Source organism: Variovorax sp. RCC_210, from assembly GCF_041355175.1.
Classification (GTDB): domain Bacteria; phylum Pseudomonadota; class Gammaproteobacteria; order Burkholderiales; family Burkholderiaceae_C; genus Variovorax.
This window is the reverse complement of record NZ_JBFUPJ010000003.1, coordinates 67,394-87,347: the sequence shown is the minus strand read 5'-3', so window position 1 is coordinate 87,347 and position 19,954 is coordinate 67,394. Positions and strand designations below refer to the sequence as shown.

Annotated in this window: 10 protein-coding genes; 4 read left to right on the top strand and 6 right to left on the bottom strand. The window is 67.4% G+C overall.

Annotated features, from left to right (window positions below; all coding sequences use genetic code 11):
* Window positions 1–7 precede the first annotated feature (7 nt).
* Window positions 8–1,405, bottom strand: coding sequence for a TolC family outer membrane protein (locus AB6807_RS12495; RefSeq protein WP_371084800.1), 1,398 nt, complete (start codon window positions 1,403–1,405; stop codon window positions 8–10).
* A gap of 435 nt (window positions 1,406–1,840) precedes the next feature.
* Here AB6807_RS12495 and AB6807_RS12490 point away from each other — a divergent pair, with 435 nt between their 5' ends.
* A complete protein-coding gene (locus AB6807_RS12490; protein WP_371084799.1) occupies window positions 1,841–14,089 on the top strand; it encodes an immunoglobulin-like domain-containing protein in 12,249 nt (4,082 codons plus the stop codon).
* 59 nt (window positions 14,090–14,148) lie between these two features.
* Here AB6807_RS12490 and AB6807_RS12485 read toward each other — a convergent pair whose 3' ends face one another.
* The gene (locus AB6807_RS12485) at window positions 14,149–15,153 is read right to left on the bottom strand and encodes a PA2169 family four-helix-bundle protein (RefSeq protein ID WP_371084798.1); all 1,005 of its coding nucleotides are present in this window, start codon (window positions 15,151–15,153) and stop codon (window positions 14,149–14,151) included.
* Window positions 15,154–15,324: 171 nt separating this feature from the next.
* On the opposite strand from AB6807_RS12485, the gene AB6807_RS12480 reads away from it, so the two are divergent.
* From AB6807_RS12480 to AB6807_RS12470, 3 genes are all read left to right on the top strand, one after another.
* Window positions 15,325–16,725, top strand: coding sequence for a PLP-dependent aminotransferase family protein (locus AB6807_RS12480; protein WP_371084797.1), 1,401 nt, complete (start codon window positions 15,325–15,327; stop codon window positions 16,723–16,725).
* A gap of 154 nt (window positions 16,726–16,879) precedes the next feature.
* Window positions 16,880–17,347, top strand: coding sequence for an N-acetyltransferase family protein (locus tag AB6807_RS12475; RefSeq protein ID WP_371084796.1), 468 nt, complete (start codon window positions 16,880–16,882; stop codon window positions 17,345–17,347).
* On the top strand, window positions 17,344–17,985 hold the full coding sequence (locus tag AB6807_RS12470; protein WP_371084795.1) for an FMN-dependent NADH-azoreductase: 642 nt from the start codon (window positions 17,344–17,346) through the stop codon (window positions 17,983–17,985). Before AB6807_RS12475 ends, AB6807_RS12470 begins: the two co-directional genes overlap by 4 nt.
* Window positions 17,986–18,047: 62 nt before the next feature.
* On the opposite strand, the gene msrA is transcribed toward AB6807_RS12470, so the two are convergent.
* The 4 genes from msrA to AB6807_RS12450 all read right to left on the bottom strand — a co-directional run bounded on the left by msrA (window position 18,048) and on the right by AB6807_RS12450 (window position 19,912).
* The gene (gene msrA / locus AB6807_RS12465; protein ID WP_371084794.1) at window positions 18,048–18,560 is read right to left on the bottom strand and encodes a peptide-methionine (S)-S-oxide reductase MsrA; all 513 of its coding nucleotides are present in this window, start codon (window positions 18,558–18,560) and stop codon (window positions 18,048–18,050) included.
* Complete coding sequence (gene msrB / locus AB6807_RS12460; RefSeq protein WP_371084793.1) at window positions 18,557–19,006, bottom strand: peptide-methionine (R)-S-oxide reductase MsrB; 450 nt, start codon at window positions 19,004–19,006, stop codon at window positions 18,557–18,559. Before msrB ends, msrA begins: the two co-directional genes overlap by 4 nt.
* A 106-nt stretch (window positions 19,007–19,112) precedes the next feature.
* Entirely contained in the window at window positions 19,113–19,646 is a 534-nt protein-coding gene (locus tag AB6807_RS12455) for a hypothetical protein (RefSeq protein WP_371084792.1), read from the bottom strand.
* Window positions 19,643–19,912: a hypothetical protein gene (locus AB6807_RS12450; protein ID WP_371084791.1), complete on the bottom strand. Its 270-nt coding sequence runs from the start codon at window positions 19,910–19,912 to the stop codon at window positions 19,643–19,645. Before AB6807_RS12450 ends, AB6807_RS12455 begins: the two co-directional genes overlap by 4 nt.
* Window positions 19,913–19,954 lie beyond the last annotated feature (42 nt).

Genomic DNA, 19,954 nt, shown 5'->3' with positions numbered 1-19,954 from the left:
TTGGGCTTCACTGCGCCAGCGGCAGCCGCGCGCTCGTCTTCAGCACATCGAGCGGCACGGAGGCCGTGGGCGCCACCACGCCCTGGCTGCGCAGCAGCGACCCCATGTTCGACTTGATGCGGTACTGCGTGAACAGCTCCACGAAGCGCACGTCTTCGAGCCGGCGGGAGGCGGTGAACAACTCGTTCTCGCTGTCCAGCAGGTCGAGCAAGGTTCGGTCGCCGAGCGTGAACTGCTTTCGGTACGAATCGCGCACGCGCTGGCTTTGCTCGGCGTACTGCTGCGCGATGGGGAACTGCTCGCGCGCATTCAGCAGCGCGTTCCAGGCCAGCCCGAGGTCTTCGTTCAGCACGCGCAGCGCGTTGTCGCGAATGTCCTTGGCCTGGTTGACCTGGTGCGACTTGGAACGCAGCTCCGCGCTGTTGCGCCCGCCGGCGAACAGGTTGTAGCGCATGCGCACCATCACCTGCCAGTCGTTGCGGTGGCCGCGCGCGCCGTCGATGTTGTTGTCCGCGCCCAGCGACAGCTCGGCGTCCACGCGCGGGTAGAAGGTCGATGTGGCGGCCCGGTACTGGGCTTCGGTCGCGCCGATGTCGGCTTCGGCCGCGCTCAGGTGCGGGCTGTTGCCCAGCAGCTCCTGGCGTGCGACGTCCAGGCTCGTGGGCAGCGCATCGGGAATGCCCGATGCACCGCTCGGGCCGCCCAGGCTCCCCAGGCCGGTAGGCATCTTCAGATCGACCGGCTGTTGCCCCACGACGCTGAAGTAGTTGACCTGCGCGTCGGCGAGGTTGGTCTTCTCGGTGCTCAGGTTGTTCTGCGCCAGCGCGAGCCGGGCCTTGGCCTGGCTCAGGTCGACCAGGCGCCCCACGCCGCGTTCGGTGCGCAAGGCAATCTGCTCGAGGATGCGCTGGTGGTTGTCCAGGTTGACCTCGGCCAACCGCACCAGCTCGCGGCGCTTGAGCACGTCGAGGTAGACCTGCACCACGCCGAGCCCGATGCGCTCGGCGCTGCCCATCAGCTCGTAGGCGCGCGCATTGACGGTGGCGCGTTGCCTCTCGACCTCGCTGCGTGTCGCGAAACCGTCGAACAGCATCTGCTTGATCTGCAGCCCGCCTTCGGCGCGCGTCAGCGCCACATGGTCGTGCCGCTCGGGAGTTCGCGTGCCGGGGGTGTCGACGCCCTGGCGGCCGCGGCCGGCCAGCAGGTCGACTTGCGGCAGGTAGCCGGCGCGCGCGGCCTTCAGCTGCTCGTCGACCGACAGCCGCGCGTTGGCGCCGGCCTTGATTTCAGGGTGCGCGTTCAGCCCGTGCTGCATGGCTTCGGAAAGCGTTTGCGCGTGCGCAGAAGGAGCAATCGGCAGGATCAGGGGAAGAGAAAGAAAGGAAGCGACGACGAGGAAACGCATGCGGGGGAGGTCCATAAATTCTTCGCCGTCCCCCTTCTCTTTTGAGTGGGTAAAAACCGGCGAGACAGGCCATGAGGCGGTGCGAAAAATTCTAGGGACGCCGCTCCGAAGGCGCGTTAGGAGCATTCCTAAATGTCATGGCACCGCATGCACCAGCGCCTCGACAAGCGCGAGGAAATGTTGGCTTAGTACTTTTCCTATCAACATTTCCAGAGACGCAAGCAGGTGGGCATATTTGCCCTGCTTCCCCTGCAAAAGGCCGATTAGTTCACGTTTCGGAGGGCCAACCGGGGTCGCATCGCCTTTTAGGAGTACTCCCATGTGCGGTGCGAAGGGTCACGGACAGACTCGCGCCGATTCGGCTCCCACGGCATGTGCGGCAGCTTTCTCTTTTCCTCCCCCCTTTCCCTTCCATTCCCTTCGGAGTCGCATTCCATGATCAGTGCCGTTGCCATCGCCATCGTCAAAAGTGTTGTGGGCCTTGCGGTCTTCCTGCCGGCCGGCGGAATCCGTCGCCTGCTCATCGAGGGCGACAAGCTGCACGCCAACGACCAGCTCATGACCGGCGCGGCCGGTGCGGTCACCCTGGCCCTGCAGGACGGCCGCTCGCTGTCCCTGGGTGGCGACAGCCTGTGGAGCGCGATGAAACCGACCGTGTTCGAGCCGATCAATGCGCCCGGGCAAGACAGGGCGCTGGCCGGCAAGCTGAAGCAGGTGGCAACGGCCAAGGTCAAGCTCACCCTGGTGCCCGATGACGCGCAGGCCAAGCCCGGCGAGACCGACCCCGACGACAACGGCCACACCTTCGTGCTGCTGCAGGAAACCGCGGGCCAGGTGAGCCCGGTGACGGGCATCGAGACCGGCACTGCCAGCCTCTCTCATGCCGCGCCGAAGAAGTACCTGCCTGAAGGCGAAGGCATGGGCGTTCCGGCGTCCGGCAACAGCATCGAACCCACGCCGAGCCCCGCGCCCGAGAACATGCGGCTCACCTACACCGCGACGCCCTCCGTGGCCGAGGGCGGCAGCATCACCTACACCGTCGTCGTCTCTACCCCCGTCAGCGGCAGCCCGCTCGTCATCAAGCTGTGGAACGGCGAGCGCATCACCATTCCCGTGGGCATGACGACGGCCACCGTGCAGACGACCGCACCGAACGACGTGTTCCGCGGACACGACCCCGTCGTCAACGGCATCGAGTCCATCGAGGGCGGCAACGCCCCCGTCGTGATGACGAACACCGTGCCGGTGTCCACCGAGGTCACCGACGTCGACGACGCCATGCCGATCACGCTGACCGCGACGCGCACCGTGCTCGAAGGCGGTCCCATCACCTACACCGCCACCGTGGGCACGCCGGTCACCGGCAGCCCGATCAAGGTGACGCTGGCCAACGGCGAAACCATCACCATCGCCGTCGGCGCCACCGAAGGCAGCGTCGTCACCACGGCGCCGAACGACAACTTCCTGGGCAACGAGCCCGTGGTCAACAGCATCGCGCGCATCGAAGGGGGTGACTTCGAAAACGCGGTGCCGATCCGTACACCGGTGTCGACAGACATCGGCGACGTGGCCGAGCCGACACCCGTCACGCTGAGCGCCACGTCCACCGTGCTCGAGGGCGGCGGCATCACCTACACGGCGTCGGTGCCCACCGCAGTGACCGGCGTGCCGCTCGTCGTCGAGCTGAGCAACGGCGAGACCATCACCATTCCCGTCGGCCAGACCGAAGGCCGCGTCGTCACCGCCGCGATGAACGACGAAATGGAAGACAACGAGCCCGTCGTCAACCACATCGCGCACGTGGGAGGCGGCGACTTCGAGAGCGCGGTGCCGAGCCCCGAGCTGGTGACGACCGCGGTCGACGACGTGATCGAGCGCACGCCTGTCACGCTGAGGGCCACGCCCGATGTTCTCGAAGGCGGCCCGATCACCTACACGGCCTCGGTGCCCACCAAAGTGACCGGCAGCGCGGTTGTCGTCAAGCTCGGCAATGGCGAGACCATCACCATTCCCGTCGGCCAGACCGAAGGCAGCGTTGTCACCCACGCGCCGAACGACACGATCAAGGGCAATGCCCCTGTCACCAACAACATCGCGAGCGTTTCGGGTGGGCACTTCGAGGCGCTTGCTCCGAACACGACGCCTGTTTCGACCAGCGTCACCGACGTTGTAGAGAAGACGCCGGTCACGCTGACGGCTACGCCCACCGTTGCTGAAGGCGAACCGATCACCTACACCGCTTCCGTTCCGAAGCCGGTGACCGGCAGTCCGCTCGTCATCAAGCTCAGCGGTGGCGAAACCATCACCATCCCGGTCGGCGAAACCCAAAGCACCGCCACCACCAACGCACCGAACGATACCCTCCGGGGCAACGCACCCGTCACCAACGCCATCGCGACCGTCACCGGGGGCAACTTCGAAGAGCTCGATCCGAAGACGACGCCGGTCTCGACCAGCGTCACGGACGTCGACAACCCGACACCGGTAACGCTCACCGCCACGCCCAGCGTCGCAGAAGGCCAGCCGATCACCTACACGGCCAGCGTGCCGACGGCAGTGACAGGCAGCCCCGTCGTCGTCACGGTCAGCGATGGCACGCCGACACCGATCACCATCACCATCCAGCCCGGACAGACCACCGGCACCGTGCAGGTCGCCGCGCCGAGCGACGTCTATGCGGGCAACCCACCTGTCGTCGCGGCCATCACAGGTGTGACGGGCGGCAACTTCGAGAATCTCGTGCCGAACACGACCCCGGTGTCCACCACTGTCACCGACGTGAACGATTCGACGCCAGTCACGCTCACCGCCACACCGAGCGTCGCCGAAGGCCAGCCGATCACCTACACGGCCACGGTGCCGACAGCAGTGACCGGCAGCCCCGTCGTCGTCACGTTCAACAACGGCACGCCGAACCCGCTCGTCATCACCATCCAGCCCGGCCAGACCTCGGGCACGGTGCAGTCCACCGCACCCAACGACATCTTCACGAACAACGCACCCGTCACCGCCGTCATCACCGGCGTCACGGGCGGCAATTTCGAGAATCTCGTGCCGGACACGACGCCGGTGTCCACCGCCATCACCGATGTGAACGACCCGACGCCCATCACGCTCACGGCAACGCCATCCGCATCCGAAGGCAACCCCATCATCTACACGGCCACGGTGCCGAACCCGGTGGAAGGCACGCCGCTCGTGGTGACGCTGGGCAACCAGGAAGTCATCACGATCCCGGTCGGCCGGACCACCGGCACCGTGCAGATCACCGCGCCCAGCGACCTGCCCGCGACCAACCCGGTGCTCACCAACAGCATCGCGAGCGTCACGGGCGGCAATTTCGAGCAGGCGGTGCCCGCCACCCGCACGCCGGTTTCCACGCAGGTCAACGAACCCACCACGGTGACGCTGACGGCACCCGCCACGGTCGCCGAAGGCCAGCCCATCGTCTACACCGTGACCGTGCCGACGGCCGTGACGGGCACGCCGTTCGTCGTCACGCTGAACAACAACAGCACCATCACCATTCCTGTCGGCCAGACCACCGGTACTGCGAGCGTCACCGCGCCCAACGACGTCTTCAAGGGCAGCGCGCCGGTCAGCGCCGCCATCACCGACGTGAGCGGCGGCAGCTTCGACAAGCTCGCGACCGACAAGAACCCGGTGTCCACCGCGGTCACCGACACCGACGACGCAACACCCGTCACCCTGACCGCCACGCCGAGCGTGGCCGAAGGCCAGCCGATCACCTACACCGCCACTTTGCCGACAGCCGTGACCGGCAGCCCCGTTGTCGTCACGCTCGACAACGGCTCGCAGAATCCGCTCACCATCACCATCCAGCCTGGTCAGACCTCGGGCACGGTGCAGGCCACTGCACCGAGCGACGTCTACACAGGCAACGCACCCGTCACCGCCGCCATCACCGGTGTGAGCGGCGGCAATTTCGAGAATCTCGTGCCGAACACCACCCCGGTGTCCACGGCCGTCACCGATGTGAACAGCCCGACGCCCGTGACGCTCACAGCCACGCCGTCGGTGTCCGAAGGCAACCCGATCACCTACACGGCCACGGTGCCGCACGCAGTGCAGGGAACTCCGCTGGTGGTCACGCTGAACAACGGTGAGGTGATCACGATCCCGGTCGGTGCGACCAGTGCCAGCGTCGACAAGACCGCACCCGACAACCTGCCCGCCACCAACCCGGTGCTCACCAATGGCATCGCCAGCGTGACCGGTGGCAATTTTGAACAGGTGGTGCCGAGCGACGCACGTGTTTCCACGCAGGTCAACGAACCCACCTCCGTGACGCTTACGGCACCGGCATCGGTGGCAGAAGGCCGGCCCATCGTCTATACAGTGACCGTGCCGACGCCGGTAACTGGCACGCCATTCGTTGTCGCCCTGAACAACGGCCAGACCGTCACCATTCCGGTCGGAGAACGTTCGGGCACTGCGAGCGTCACCGCGCCCAACGACATCTTCAAGGGCAGTGCACCTGTCAGCGCCGCGATCGCCGACGTGAGCGGCGGCGGCTTCGACAAGCTCGCGACCGACAAGAGCCCCGCAACCACTGCGGTCACCGACACGGACGACGCAACGCCCGTCACCCTGAACGCCACGCCAAGCGTGGCCGAAGGCCAGCCGATCACTTACACGGCCACTCTGCCGACAGCAGTGACCGGCAGCCCCGTGGTCGTCACGCTCAACAACGGCTCGCCAACTCCGCTCACCATCACCATCCAGCCCGGCCAGACATCGGGTACGGTGCAGGCCACTGCACCTGGCGACGTCTACACGAACAACGCGCCGGTCACCGCCTCCATCACCGGCGTGAGCGGCGGCAATTTTGAAAGCCTCGTACCGAACACCACCCCGGTGTCCACCGCCGTCACCGACACGAACGACACCACGCGCGTCACGCTGACCGCCACGCCGAGCGTGGCCGAAGGCCAGCCGATCACCTACACGGCCAGCGTGCCGAACGCGGTGACCGGCAGCCCTGTCGTCGTCACGCTCGACAACGGCACGCCGAACCCGCCCACCATCACCATCCAGCCCGGCCAGACCACAGGCACGGTGCAGGTCGCCGCGCCTGGCGACGTCTACACGAACAACACGCCCGTCACCGCTGCCATCACCGGTGTCACGGGCGGCAACTTCGAGCGACTCGTGCCGGACACGACGCCGGTGTCCACCACTGTCACCGATGTGAACGATTCGACGCCGGTCACGCTCACCGCCACGCCGAGCGTCGCCGAAGGCCAGCCGATCACGTACACGGCCACCGTGCCTGCACCGGTCAGAGGCAGCCCGGTCGTCGTCACGGTCGCGGACAGCAATCCGCTCACCGGCCCGCTCACGATCACCATCCAGCCCGGCCAGACCTCGGGCACCGTGCAGGCCATCGCACCGAGCGACGTCTACGCGAACAACGTGCCGGTCACCGCATCCATCACCGGTGTGAGCGGCAGCGATTTCGAGAACCTCGTGCCGAACCCGGCAACGGTGTCCACAGCGATCACCGATGTGAACAACCCCACCGCGGTCACGCTCACCGCCACGCCATCCGCCTCCGAAGGCAACCCGATCACCTACACCGCCACGGTGCCGAGCGAGGTCAGGGGCACGCCGCTGGTGGTGACATTGGCGAACAGAGAAGTCATCACCATCCCGGTCGGCCAGACCACTGGCACCGTGCAGACCACCGCGCCCAGCGACTTGCCCTCGACCAACCCGGTGCTCACCAACAGCATCACCAGCGTCACAGGCGGCAATTTCGAGCAACTGGCGCCCAACCCCTCGCCCGTGTCCACCCGGGTCGACGAACCCACCTCGGTGACGCTGACCGCGCCGCAATCGGTGGTGGAAAACCAGCCGCTCACCTACACAGTGACGGTGCCGACGAAAGTCACCGGCACCCCGTTCGTCGTCACGCTGGACAACGGCCACACCATCGTCATTCCGGTCGACCAGACCACAGGCACCGCGACCTTCGACGCGCCTGGCGACGTGTACAAGGGCCATCCGTCCCTCACCGCAGCCATCACCAACGTGAGCGGCGGCAACTTCGACAAGCTCGACACCGACAAGACGCCCGTGACCACCGCCGTCGTCGATGCCGACGACATCACGCCGGTGACGCTCACCGCCTCCCCGGCCGTGCGCGAAGGCGAGCCGATCACCTACACGGCCCGCGTGCCGCAGGTCGTCACAGGCAGCCCGGTCGTCGTCACGGTCAACACCGGCGATCCGCTCGGCAAGCCGCTCACCATCACCATCCAGCCCGGAGAGACCGAGGGGACGGCGCAAGCCGATGCGCCCGACGACGTCTACACGACCGACGCGCCCCTGAACGCCGTGATCACCGGTGTCAGCGGTGGCGACTTTGAGCAGCTGGTGCCGAGCAAGGAAGCGGCATCCACCGAAATCTTCGACGTGGACACGCCCACGCCGGTCACGCTGACGGCCACGCCATCGGTGTCCGAAGGCAATCCGATCATCTACACGGCCACGGTGCCGAGCGAGGTCAGGGGGGCGCCGCTGGTGGTGCGGCTGACCAACGGCGAGATCATCCGCATTCCCGTGGGCGCCACCAGTGGCACCGCCGAGCGGACCGCGCCCGATGACTTGCCCGCGACCAACCCGGTGCTCACCAACGGCATCGCCCGCGTGACGGGCGGCAACTTCGAACAGGTGGTGCCGAGCCGCGCAACGGTGTCCACGCAGGTCAACGAGCCCACCTCCGTGACGCTCACCGCGCCCACCACGGTCGCCGAAGGCCAGCCTATCGTCTACACCGTGACCGTGCCGTCGGCTGTGACAGGCACGCCGTTCGTCGTCACGCTGAACAACGGCCAGACCGTCACCATTCCGCTTGGAGAACGTTCAAGCACGGCAAGCGTCACTGCGCCCAATGACATCTTCAAGGGCAGTGCGCCTGTCAGCGCCGCGATCACCGACGTGAGCGGCGGCAACTTCGACAAGCTGGCCACGAACAAGGATCCCGTATCCACCGCGGTCACCGACACGGACGACACCACGACTGTCGCCCTGACGGCCACACCCAGCGTGGCCGAAGGCCAGCCCATCACCTACACGGCCACCGTGTCCGCACAGGTCACCGGCAGCCCAGTCGTCGTCACGGTCGCGGACAGCAATCCGCTTACCGGCCCGCTCACGATCACCATCCAGCCCGGCGAGACCACCGGCACCGTGCAGGTCATAGCACCCGCTGACGTCTACGCGAACAACGCGCCTGTCACTGCTTCCATCACCGGCGTCAGCGGCGGCAACTTCGAGAGCCTCGTGCCGAACCCGGCAACGGTGTCCACAGCGATCACCGATGTGAACGACCCCACCGCAGTCACGCTCACGGCCACGCCATCAGTGTCCGAAGGCAACCCGATCACCTATTCCGCGACGGTGCCGAGCGAGGTCAGGGGCACGCCGCTGGTGGTGACGTTGGCCAACAGGGAAATCATCACCATCCCGGTCGGCCAGACCACGGGCACCACGCAGACCACAGCGCCCAGCGACCTGCCCGCCACCAACCCGGTGCTCACCAACAGCATCACCAGCGTCACAGGCGGCAACTTCGAGCAACTGGCGCCCAACCCCTCGCCCGTGTCCACCCAGGTCAACGAGCCCACCACGGTCACGCTCGCCGCACCCGCCACCGTCGCCGAAGGCCAGCCCATCGTCTACACGGCCACGGTGTCGGCGCCCGTTCAGGGCACGCCCCTGGTCGTGCAACTGGGCGAAGGCAAGACCATCACCATTCCGGTCGACGGCACCACCGGCACGCTGGAGGTCACGGCGCCCAACGACGTGTTCAAGGGCAGCCCGCCCGTCAGCGCCGCCATCACCGACGTGAGCGGCGGCAGCTTCGACAAGCTCGCGCCCAACAAGGAGCCCGTGCGCACCGCGGTCACCGACACGGACGACACCACGCGCGTATCGCTCACCGCCACGCCCAGCGTGGCCGAAGGCCAGCCGATCACCTACACGGCCACCGTGCCGACGGCGGTCACCGGCAGCCCGGTCGTCGTCACGCTCGAAGACAGCAACCCGCTCACCGGGCCGCTCGTCATCACCATCGCGCCCGGCCAGACCACGGGCACGGTGCAGGCGACCGCGCCGAACGACATCTTCCAGAACAACGCGCCCGTCACCGCGGCCATCACCGGCGTGAGCGGCGGCAACTTCGAGAATCTCGTGGCAACCCCCGCGCCGGCGTTCACCGCTGTCACCGACGCGAACGACCCGACACCCGTCACGCTCACCGCCACGCCGACCGTGGAGGAAGGCGCGCCGATCACCTACACGGCGACCGTGCCCGTGGCCGTGCCCGAAGGCGCCGCGCCCCTGGCGGTCACGTTGCGAAACGGCGAAGTCATCACCATCCGTCCCGGCGAGACCAGCGGCACGGCGCAGGCCATGGCGCCGACCGGTTCACCCAAGAACGGCCCACCCATCGTCATCACCAATGCCATCGCCAAGGCCGAAGGCGGCAACTTCGAGTCGCTGTCGCCGGCGCCCGGCGTGGTGACCACCGCGCTGAAGCTGCTCAACGCGCCACCAGAGGCCGCGGGCGGCATCGTCAAGGGTGTCGAAGACACCTCGCTGCCGCTGAAGTGGGCCAGCTTCGGCATCACCGACACCGACAGCGCCGCCGCCGATCTGGGCCTGAAGATCACCACGCTGCCGGCGAGCGGCACGCTGCGCTACCTCGACGGCACGGTCGAAAAAGACGTGGCGGTGGACCAAACCTTCAGCAAGGCCGACATCGACGCCGGCAAGCTGCGTTTCATGCCGGCGGCCAACGAGTCGGGCGACGATGGCTACGGCGGCAGCGGCGTCGGCAATCGACAGGCCGACTACGCGCAGATCCGCTTCCAGCCCACCGACGGCAACGCGCTGGGCAACGTGGCCACGGTGACGGTCGACATCGCACCCGCCCAAACAGCAACGCTCGGCGTCGACAAGTCGACAGTGGTTGAAGGTGAGCCGGTCACGTACACCGTGAAGCTGACCGATGCCGCCGGCCTGCCGAGCAACACGCACAGCGCCCGCACCTTCGCGCTCACCGATGGCACGACCGTGACGGTGCCGGCCAACAGCAGCAGCGGCAGCACCACGATGGCCGCCAAGGACGACGTGTTCATCGGCGGCCAGGCCCCCATGGTCAACAAGCTCGAGCGCATCGGCGACGCCGAGAACCCCGAAGCGCCGTTTCTCGACGGCCGCACCGTCACCACGACCGTCGCCGACGAGCCAGGCAGCGGCACGCCGGCGGGGCCGACCAACCAGGGCGACAAGGTCAACGTCACCCTCGAGGCCGGCGGCCCGACGCTGGAGAACCAACAGCCATCCTTCACCGTCAAGGTCGACCGGACGCTGCCGCAGGACCTGGCGGTCACCCTGAGCGACGGCCAGACAGTGGTCATCGCCGCAGGCACCACCACGGCCGTTCATGCCCTGCCAGCGCAAGGCGACGATGTCTACAAGGACGGCGCGCCGGTCAGCCTGAGCATCACCGGCGCCACGATCGATGGCAAGGCCTTCGAGAACCTGGTGATCGGTGCTGCCGCCACTGTCCAGGTCAGCGACACCGTCGACGAAGTGATGGCGACGCTCACGGCCGACAAATCCACGGTGGCCGAGGGCGGCCCGGTCACCTACACCGTGACCCTGGCCAGTGCCGGCGGGCTGCCGATCGACAACCATGGCGCGCTGGCCTTCAGGCTGAGCGATGGCACCGTCGTGACCGTGCCTGCCAACGGCGCCAGCGGCAGCGCCACCATCACCGCCAGGGACGACGTCTACCTTGGCGGGCAGCCCTCCGTGGTCAACAAGCTCGAAAGCGTCGCCGGCGCCGAGAAGTTCGAGCAGCTGAGCCTTGGCAAGGACACGGTGACCACCTCGGTCACCGACGAGCCGATCGGCCAGCGCGACATGACCTCCATCGGTATCTCCGGCAACGCGTCGGTGACCGAAGGCGCCACCGCCCACTACACCTTGACTTTGAGCAACCCGGCCAAGACCGAGCTCACCGTGCCGTTGAGCTACAGCGGCACGGCGGCAAACGGCACGGACTTCACCGGCGTGGCCTCGGTGACGATACCGGCCAACGGCACGAGCGCGAACTTCGACATCAAGACCATCGACAACAAGTTGGCGGAAGGGGCGAAGAACTTCGTGGTCGCCATCGGCGACGCCAGCGGCGGCGACTTCGAGGCGCTCGCGGTCGATCCTGCGCATGCGAGCGCCACGACCAGCCTGCTGGACAACGACCACGCGCCGGTCGCGGTGAGCAGCGCGATCAAGGGCAAGGAAGATCACGCGATCGACTTTACGTGGAGCGACTTCAAAGTCACCGATGCCGACGGCAATACGGGCCTGGGAATCACCATCACCCAGTTGCCGGTCTCGGGCACCCTGCAATGGCACAACGGCACTGCCTGGGTGAGCGTCACGCCGGGGCAAACCGTCAGCCAGGCGGACATCATGGGCGCCAACCTGAGGTTCAAGTCGCTCAAGCATGAGTCGGGCGCCGACGGCTATGGCGGAGATGGCACCGGCAACTTGCAGGCGGACTATGCGCAGATCCGCTACACGCCGACCGACGGCACGAACGTGGGCACGGCCGCCGTGTTGACCATCGACATCACACCGTTGGCGGACGCGCCAACGCTCGTCGTCGCGACGACCGGCGATGCTGCTGGCGGCTTCAAGATCAACGAAGGCCCGGAAAACGGCACCGTCAAGCTGGCCAGGGTGACCACGGGGCTTGTCGATACCGATGGCTCGGAGAGCCTGTCGGTGAAGATCGCGGGCGTGCCGGTCGGTGCCGTCCTGATCGACAGCGCGGGGCACATCTTTACCGCCACCGCGGCCAGCGACACCGTGGACGTCACCGGCTGGGCGTTGGGCGATTTGGCGATCGAGCCGGCACCGTATTTCAACGGGTCGTTCAATCTGGATGTGACCTCGACTTCGACCGAATCGCTGGGCGGCACCGCCGCCAGCAGCGCCAAGATCCCGGTCAAGGTGCTGCCGGCAACCTACAGCGAGATCACCGGCACGGCCCAGGACGACACCCTTGCCGGTGCCGATGGCAACGACATCGTGGTTGCCGACATCGGCGGCCTGAACCTGGTTCCAGGCCAGAACTACAACATCGCGTTCATTGTCGACAGCTCGGGCAGCATGAACGCGGCGTCGATCAGCTCCGCCAAGAGCCAACTGGCCCTGGTGTTCCGTGCGCTGAAAAGCAGTGTGAACACCGGCAAGCCAGGTGCGGTGAATGTCTTCCTCACAGACTTCGACACCCAGGTCAACAACAACGTCGTGGTGCAACTCAAGGACGAAGATGCCCTGAGCCGGCTTCAGGCTGTCGTGGATTCGATGGCGTCGGGCGGCGGAACGAACTACGAAGATGCGTTCAAGACGACGGCCAACTTCTTCAAGAGCAGCCAGGCCACAGGCAACCGCAACGCCGCTGCCCTGACCTTTTTCATTACCGACGGCCAGCCGACCTACTACCAGGCCGAAGAACAAGCCAATCCGATGCTGTTCAACATTGCGCTCGACAGCTTGCTGACGCCGAGCAACTTCACACTCGGAACGCCGTTCTCGAAGTATCTGGACACGACTCACTACTTGTCGGTAAACAACGACGGCAGCGTCGCGATGCAGGAATTGCAGGACGGCAAATGGAACCTGAAAGCTTTGGGTAACTTGCGCGCTCAGGGCGACGGCACGTTCGAGCTGTCGAACCGCGCCGGCACTGGCAACATCGCCACCGCGGAGAGCGACAAGAACTCGCGCGACGCGTTCGCGGTGCTCGGCAAGTTGTCCAAGGTGGCGGCCATCGGCCTGAATGACGTGGTGAAGTTTTCTGACCTGGCCCCGTACGATTCCGCCGGGACACCCATTGCCAGCGTCGACCCGACAAAGCCGGTGGACTTGATCAACGCGATCATGAGCCACACCACCGCGACGCTCCCGGGGGCGGACAACGTCCACGGAGGCAATGGCGACGATGTTCTCTTCGGCGACCTGGTGGGGTTCAACGGCATTGCCGGTGAAGGTCAGCCGGCCCTGAAGGCCGATGTGGCGCTAAGGACCGGGGTTGACCCTGCCAAGGTCACGCTGGGCAAGGAGCACGAATACATCACCGACCACCTCGCCGAGTTCGACGTGTCCAGGCCCCACGATGGCAATGACAGCCTGTTCGGCGATGCAGGCGACGACGTCCTGTTCGGCCAGGGCGGCAACGACTTGCTCGACGGCGGCACCGGCAAAGACATATTGGTCGGCGGCCAGGGCGACGACACCCTGACAGGCAGCTCGGGCGCCGATACCTTCATCTGGAAGAAGGGCGACATCGGCAAGGACGTGGTGAAAGACTTCAACGCCAAGGAAGGCGACCGCCTCGACCTGCGCGACCTGCTGCAAGGCGAGACCGACGACACGATCGACAACTTCCTGAAGATCACCACGGCGGGCGGCGTGTCGACGTTGCAGATCAGCACCACGGGCAAGCTGAACGAAACGGGTGGACTGGCGAACGCGGATGCCAGCATTCAGCTCGACGGCAACAACCTGTCGAGCGCGAGCATCAGCTCGCTGATCAGCGGCGCGGACCCGCTGCTGCGGATCGATCACGCGCTGATCTGAAAAACGCCTGCGCCTGGTAACTTGGTAGTGCCCGGGCACAGGCGTATTCAGCTTCGCACTCAGGTGCGCGCCGCCACCCGCGCCGCGTTGCGCAGGTCGCGAATCTGGTCGTGGTTGCGCTGCGCGGCTTGCGCCTGCGACTGCAGCACCTGGCGCACACCCAGCGGCAGGCGCTGCTTCAGCGCCTTGCGGTAGCGCGCGACGGCGGTGTCTTCACCGCGCTCGCATTCCTCCAGGATCGACAGGTCGCTGTTGGCGCCCACGGCGGCCTTGAGCTGCACCCAGCCGCGGTGCAGCGCACCGGAAGCCGTGCCGCCTTCGGCGGGCTTGCCGCCGTAGGTGACGACGATCTGCGAGAGCTGCGCGGCGGCTTCGCGGCATTGCGCGGCCCGCGTGGCGAACAGTTCTTTCAGGCTGGCGGTTTCCACTTCTTCGGCGCAGGTGCGAAAGCCGGCTTCGCCGTCGCGGGTGTTTTCGAGCACGTCGTTCAGCACGTCGACCACGTCGTCGTTCGACAGGGCGTCGCCCTCGCCTGCAGCCTCACCTTCCACGGTCGCGGGGAACGACATGTCTTCTTCGCGCATGTACAGCCGGTCAGCACGTTCCCATGCCGCGTGCGACGCGGGCCGGGCCTGCTCCCAGGTGAGCGACGAGGCGCCGCGGCGCGCTTCCCATTCCCGCGCCAGCGAGGGCTCGACGGCGGCGAACTCGTCGTCCACCGTAGCGCGGCGGCTCCAGCCGAGCTCGTAGGCGGGCGCGTAGTGCTCGTAGCTCAGGCCCGGCTCGTAGTAGGGCTCGCGGGTGAACTCGTTCTGCCAGTGGCTGTGCTCGGCGGTGGGGTTGATGCGCTCGGCCACGGCCTTGCCGCCCATGCCGCCGACGACGGCGCCCACGAGCATGCCGGCCACGGCGCCGGCCGGACCGCCGATGGCGCCGACGGCCGCACCCGCGACAGCGCCGCCCGCGGCACCCGCGCCGGTGCCCACGGGGTGCATGCCCGGCTCGCCGGTGATCGGGTCGAGGTGAAGGTCGTCGCGGTCGGCGGGGGTCTTGATGGAAGTCATGGTGGCTCCTTGGGAGGGATGAATGGATGAACGGCGGGCTGGTCGCTTGTCGGCTTTGTTGTGTGCGACGGTGCAACCCATGGTTCGCCACTTGCCGGTAGCGCGAGGTCGGCGACCGGCGCGGCGTGCTGTAGTCCATACCGTCGCCCGGCCATCGCTACCATCGCCCGCATGCCGAACCTGCAAATCCCGCTACAGCGCGATGCGCGCGAGCCGATTGCCGCGCAGATCAGCGCGGGCCTGCGCGCCGCCATGCGCGACGGGCGCCTCGCGCCGGGCGCGCGCCTGCCGTCGTGGCGCGACTTCGCGGCGCAGCTGGGCGTGGCGCGCGGCACGGTGCGCCAGGCCTATGAAAGGCTGATCGACGAGGGGCTGGTGGTGGCCTTGGGCGCTGCCGGCACGCGCGTGGTGCAGCGCCCGCCCGCAGCGCCACAGGAGCCGTCATCGGAGGCCACCGTTGCCGACGACTTCGCCAGCTTTGCCTCGGCCGTTTCGGTGTTCCAGATGGGCGTGCCCGCGCAGGACGCGTTTCCGGCGCAGGTGTGGTCGCGCACCGTGGCGCGCGCGGTGCGCGCCGCGGCCGACGCGCCGCTGGTGTACCCCGACCCTCGCGGCCTGCCCGAGCTGCGCGCGGAAATTGCCGCGCACCTGGCCATTGCGCGCGGGCTCTCCTGCCAGCCGTCGCAGGTGTTCGTGACCTCGGGCTACGCCAGCGCGCTGGCGCTGGTGGTGCACGCGCTCGGCGCGGCCGGCAGCGCGGCCTGGGTAGAAGACCCGGGCTACCCGCGCTCGCGCAGCGCGCTGGGCCTGCTGGGGGTCGATGCGGTGCCGGTGCCGGTCGACCGCGAAGGGCTCGACGTGGCATGCGGCATCGCCCGCGCGCCGCATGCCGCGCTGGCGCTGGTCACGCCGGGGCAGCAGGCGCCGCTGGGCGTGGCGCTGTCACCGCGGCGGCGAGCGGCGCTGCTCGACTGGGCCGCGCGCTCGCAGGGCTGGGTCGTCGAAGACGACTACCTCAGCGAGCTGCAGCTGCAAGGCCGCGCCGTGCCGGCGCTGGGCGCGCGCCACCCCGAGGCGCGCGTGCTGCACATCGGCACCTTCAGCAAGACGCTCAGCCCCACGCTGCGGCTGGGCTTCCTGGTGGTGCCGCCGGGCGAGGTGGCGCGCTTCACGCGGGCGGCGGCGGTGCTGTCGCCCGCGGCCTCGCCGCTCACGCAGGCGGCGCTGTCGGCCTTCATGCGCGAGGGCCACTACCTTCGACATCTGCGGCGCATGAAGCGGCTGTACCTGGCGCGGCGCAACGCGCTGGTGGCCGCGCTGGACGCGGTGTCGGCCACGTACGTGGCGTCGGGCCTGTCGGTGCTGCTCAAGCTGCCGCCGGGGCTGCACGACGACGTGGCGCTGGTGCGGGCGGCGCGCGCGCACGACATGTCGCCCTCGCCGCTCTCGCCCTGGTACGCGAAGCCGGAGTTCGCGCATGCGGGCCTGGTGCTGGGCGTGACCAACCTGCACGAAGGCAACGCCCGCGCCACCTGCGAGCGGCTGATGCGGTTGATTGGGCTGCACGCCTGAAGCGCGCGGCCGTGGTGGTCGCATGGCCCGCATGGTCGGTATTGCCCGAATGGCCCGCATGGTCCAGTGCGCAACGCAATTCTTGGGTCTACCGCCCGAGGGCCGCAATCCACAGAATTCCTTCATGCACCCAGAACCGATGAAGGACACCGACATGACCCCGACCCGCGCGATGCCCGAGGGCTTCGCCATTCGCCACGCAGACAGCGCCGCCGACCTGGATGCCTGCTGGCCCGTGATGCACCAGCTGCGCCCGCACCTTCGCGACGCGCAGGACATGGCCGAGCGCATGCAGCGCATGCGCGAGCACAGCTACCGCGTGCTGGCCGTGTGGCAAGGCGAGGAAGCGATTGCGCTCGCCGGCTACCGGTTGCAAGAAAACCTGGTGTACGGGCGCTTCCTGTACGTCGACGACCTCGTCACCCTCGAGGGCAAGCGCGGCGGCCAATGGGGCGCGCGCCTGCTCGACGAAACCACGCGCATCGCCGAGGAAGCCGGCTGCGCGAAGCTGGTGCTCGACACCGGACTGACCAACGCGCTGGCCCAGCGCTTCTATTTCCGCCAGGGGCTGCTGACCGGCTCGATGCGCTTCAGCAAGCTGCTGGGGAGCGCAGCGCGATGAACAACATCCTGCACATCACGGCGAGCCCGCGCGGCAAGGCCTCGTTCAGCGTCAATTTCTCGGAGCGCATCGTCGAGCGACTGCGCGAGCGCGCACCCGGCGCCATCGTCGTGCGGCGCGACTTCGGCACCATTGGCCTGCCGCACATCGACGAAACCTACGGCCACACGCTGGCCGGCTCGTGGCCGCAGCAGCCCGATGCGTATGAACGACCGGGCTCGCTGGCGCAGTCGGAGCGGCTGATTTGCGAGCTGGAGGCGGCCGACGCAGTGGTCATCGGCACGCCGATGCACAACTACACCGTGCCCTCGGTGTTGAAGGCCTGGATCGACCACGTGCTGCGCGCGCACCGCAGCTTCGGCTTCTCGGCCGAACGCAAGGTGGGGCTGCTGGCCGACCGGCCGGTGTACGTGGCGGTGGCCTCGGGTGGCGGCTACACGGGCGAAGGCGCCCGGCAGCCCGACTTCCTCACGCCGTACCTGGAAGCGGTGTTCGCGACCATCGGCATTCGCGACCTGCACTTCTTCTCGCTGCAGCGCACGGTGATGGGCGACGCGGCGGTGGCGCAGGCGCTTCGCGGGGTGGAAGACTTGCTGGAACAGAAGCTGCCGTCGCCGATGAACCTGGCGACGGCTTGAAGCGAAGCAGAGGCCGCGAGGGCATGAGGGCATGAGGCCCCTGCCCCGCCGCCCCGCTGCCTTCAGCCCGCGACCTTGGCCCGCACCGGCAGCACCCAGCCCGGGCGGATGAAGTGGCAGGTGTAGCCGTCGGGCCGGTGCTCCAGGTAGTCCTGGTGCTCGGGCTCGGCCTGCCAGAAGTCGCCGGCGGCGGCCACCTCGGTCACCACCTTGCCGGGCCACAGGCCGGAGGCGTCGACGTCGGCGATGGTGTCGAGCGCCACGCGGCGCTGCTCGTCGCTGGTGTAGAAGATGGCCGAGCGGTAGCTCAGGCCCACGTCGTTGCCCTGGCGGTTCTTCGTGCTCGGGTCGTGCAGCTGGAAGAAGAACTCGAGCAGCTGGCGAAAGCTGATGCGCTCGGGGTCGAAGATGATTTCAATGGCCTCGGCGTGCGTGCCGTGGTTGCGGTACGTGGCGTTGGGCACATCGCCGCCCGAGTAGCCCACGCGGGTGGAAAGCACGCCGTCGTACCGCCTGAAAAGCTGCTGCATGCCCCAGAAGCAACCGCCGGCGAGCACTGCCCGTTCTTGACTCATGAGATCTCCTTGACTTGGTCCAGATACGCTTCGTAGCCCTCTTGCGCCATGCGTTCCCGCGGAACGAAGCGCAGCGAGGCCGAGTTGATGCAATAGCGCAGCCCGCCCTGCGCCTTGGGGCCGTCGGGGAACACATGGCCCAGGTGGCTGTCGCCGTGCTTGGAGCGCACTTCGGTGCGCACCATGCCCAGGCTGGCGTCGCGCAGTTCCTCGACGTTGGCGTGCTCGATGGGACGGGTGAAGCTGGGCCAGCCGCAGCCGGACTCGTACTTGTCAGACGAGGCGAACAGGGGCTCGCCGGAAACGACGTCGACGTAGATGCCGACTTCCTTGTTGTCCAGGTATTCGCCGGTGCCGGGGCGTTCGGTGCCGCTTTGCTGGGTGACGCGGAATTGCTCGGGGTTGAGCCTGGCGATGGCGTCGGGGTCTTTGCGGTAGTCGGGCATGGGGTCCTTCCAGGGTTGGGGGGATTCTTGCCAATTGCGCCCGACCCGGCGTTATTCAACCGCCCTATGCCCCTGCCCGCGAAGCGGAGAACCGCTTCGCCAGTGTCTAGCCCTTGCGGTCTTTCTCGGGCCGCTCCAGCTCCGCCCACCCGCTCGGCGTGATCCACATGATGACGCCGCTGCGGCCTTCGCCGGCGCCGCGCTCCGGCAGGTTCGCTTCGACCAGCGAGGCCGCGGCCAGCGCCTTGGCGTTGCGGATGTCGGTGTCGTCGTGGATGGTGACGGGGAACGACGCCTTTTCGATGCGCCGCAGGAAATTCATCGGCTTCGCCATCAGGCCGCGCAACGCGGATTCCTGTGGCGACGCAGGCGTTTCAGCCTCAAGTGCCGAAGGCAAGGCAGCTGACGAGGGGGCAGAGCGAGCGGCCAGCGCGCGGCGGCGGTGCCGCAGCGCAACGACGGTGCGGGCAACCGAACGCACCCAGGGGCCGTATCCGGCGCCAACGTTCGCGCCGATGCTGGCGCTGGCGCTCGTGCCGGTGTCGGTGGTGCTGCACTGTTGAACTTCGCTCTTGCTGATCATGCTGTTTCCTCGAAGCCGCCGCGGCGGGTTGTGTCGGGTGGAAATCCAGGCCTTCAAACTTGCGAGTACACGATTTCGTGGGGATGAAACGGCAGGCCCGCCGCCATCCCAGTCAACTTGACCCTGACGAAGTCACCGCTCATGCCGGTGATGACGCCCGGGTGGCCGTTGATTTCGACCGCACCGCCCCGCCTTGCAGGTACGCCGAACTTGTTTCGAATCGCGCTCAGATTGTCAGGTTTTTTAACATTCATGCACACCAAGGTACTACTTTTTAACCTTCTTGGGGTAGTACTAAGGCTTAAAAGCGTGCGAAAGTTCACGCCCTGGGCACCGCCGGCGCCTGGCGCTGGGGCGGTGCCTAC

Coding starts and splice junctions, on each gene's coding strand:
- AB6807_RS12495 (WP_371084800.1), bottom strand. CDS start 1,405: ATGCGTTTCCTCGTCGTCGCTTCCTTTCTTTCTCTTCCCCTGATCCTG.
- AB6807_RS12490 (WP_371084799.1), top strand. CDS start 1,841: ATGATCAGTGCCGTTGCCATCGCCATCGTCAAAAGTGTTGTGGGCCTT.
- AB6807_RS12485 (WP_371084798.1), bottom strand. CDS start 15,153: ATGACTTCCATCAAGACCCCCGCCGACCGCGACGACCTTCACCTCGAC.
- AB6807_RS12480 (WP_371084797.1), top strand. CDS start 15,325: ATGCCGAACCTGCAAATCCCGCTACAGCGCGATGCGCGCGAGCCGATT.
- AB6807_RS12475 (WP_371084796.1), top strand. CDS start 16,880: ATGACCCCGACCCGCGCGATGCCCGAGGGCTTCGCCATTCGCCACGCA.
- AB6807_RS12470 (WP_371084795.1), top strand. CDS start 17,344: ATGAACAACATCCTGCACATCACGGCGAGCCCGCGCGGCAAGGCCTCG.
- msrA (WP_371084794.1), bottom strand. CDS start 18,560: ATGAGTCAAGAACGGGCAGTGCTCGCCGGCGGTTGCTTCTGGGGCATG.
- msrB (WP_371084793.1), bottom strand. CDS start 19,006: ATGCCCGACTACCGCAAAGACCCCGACGCCATCGCCAGGCTCAACCCC.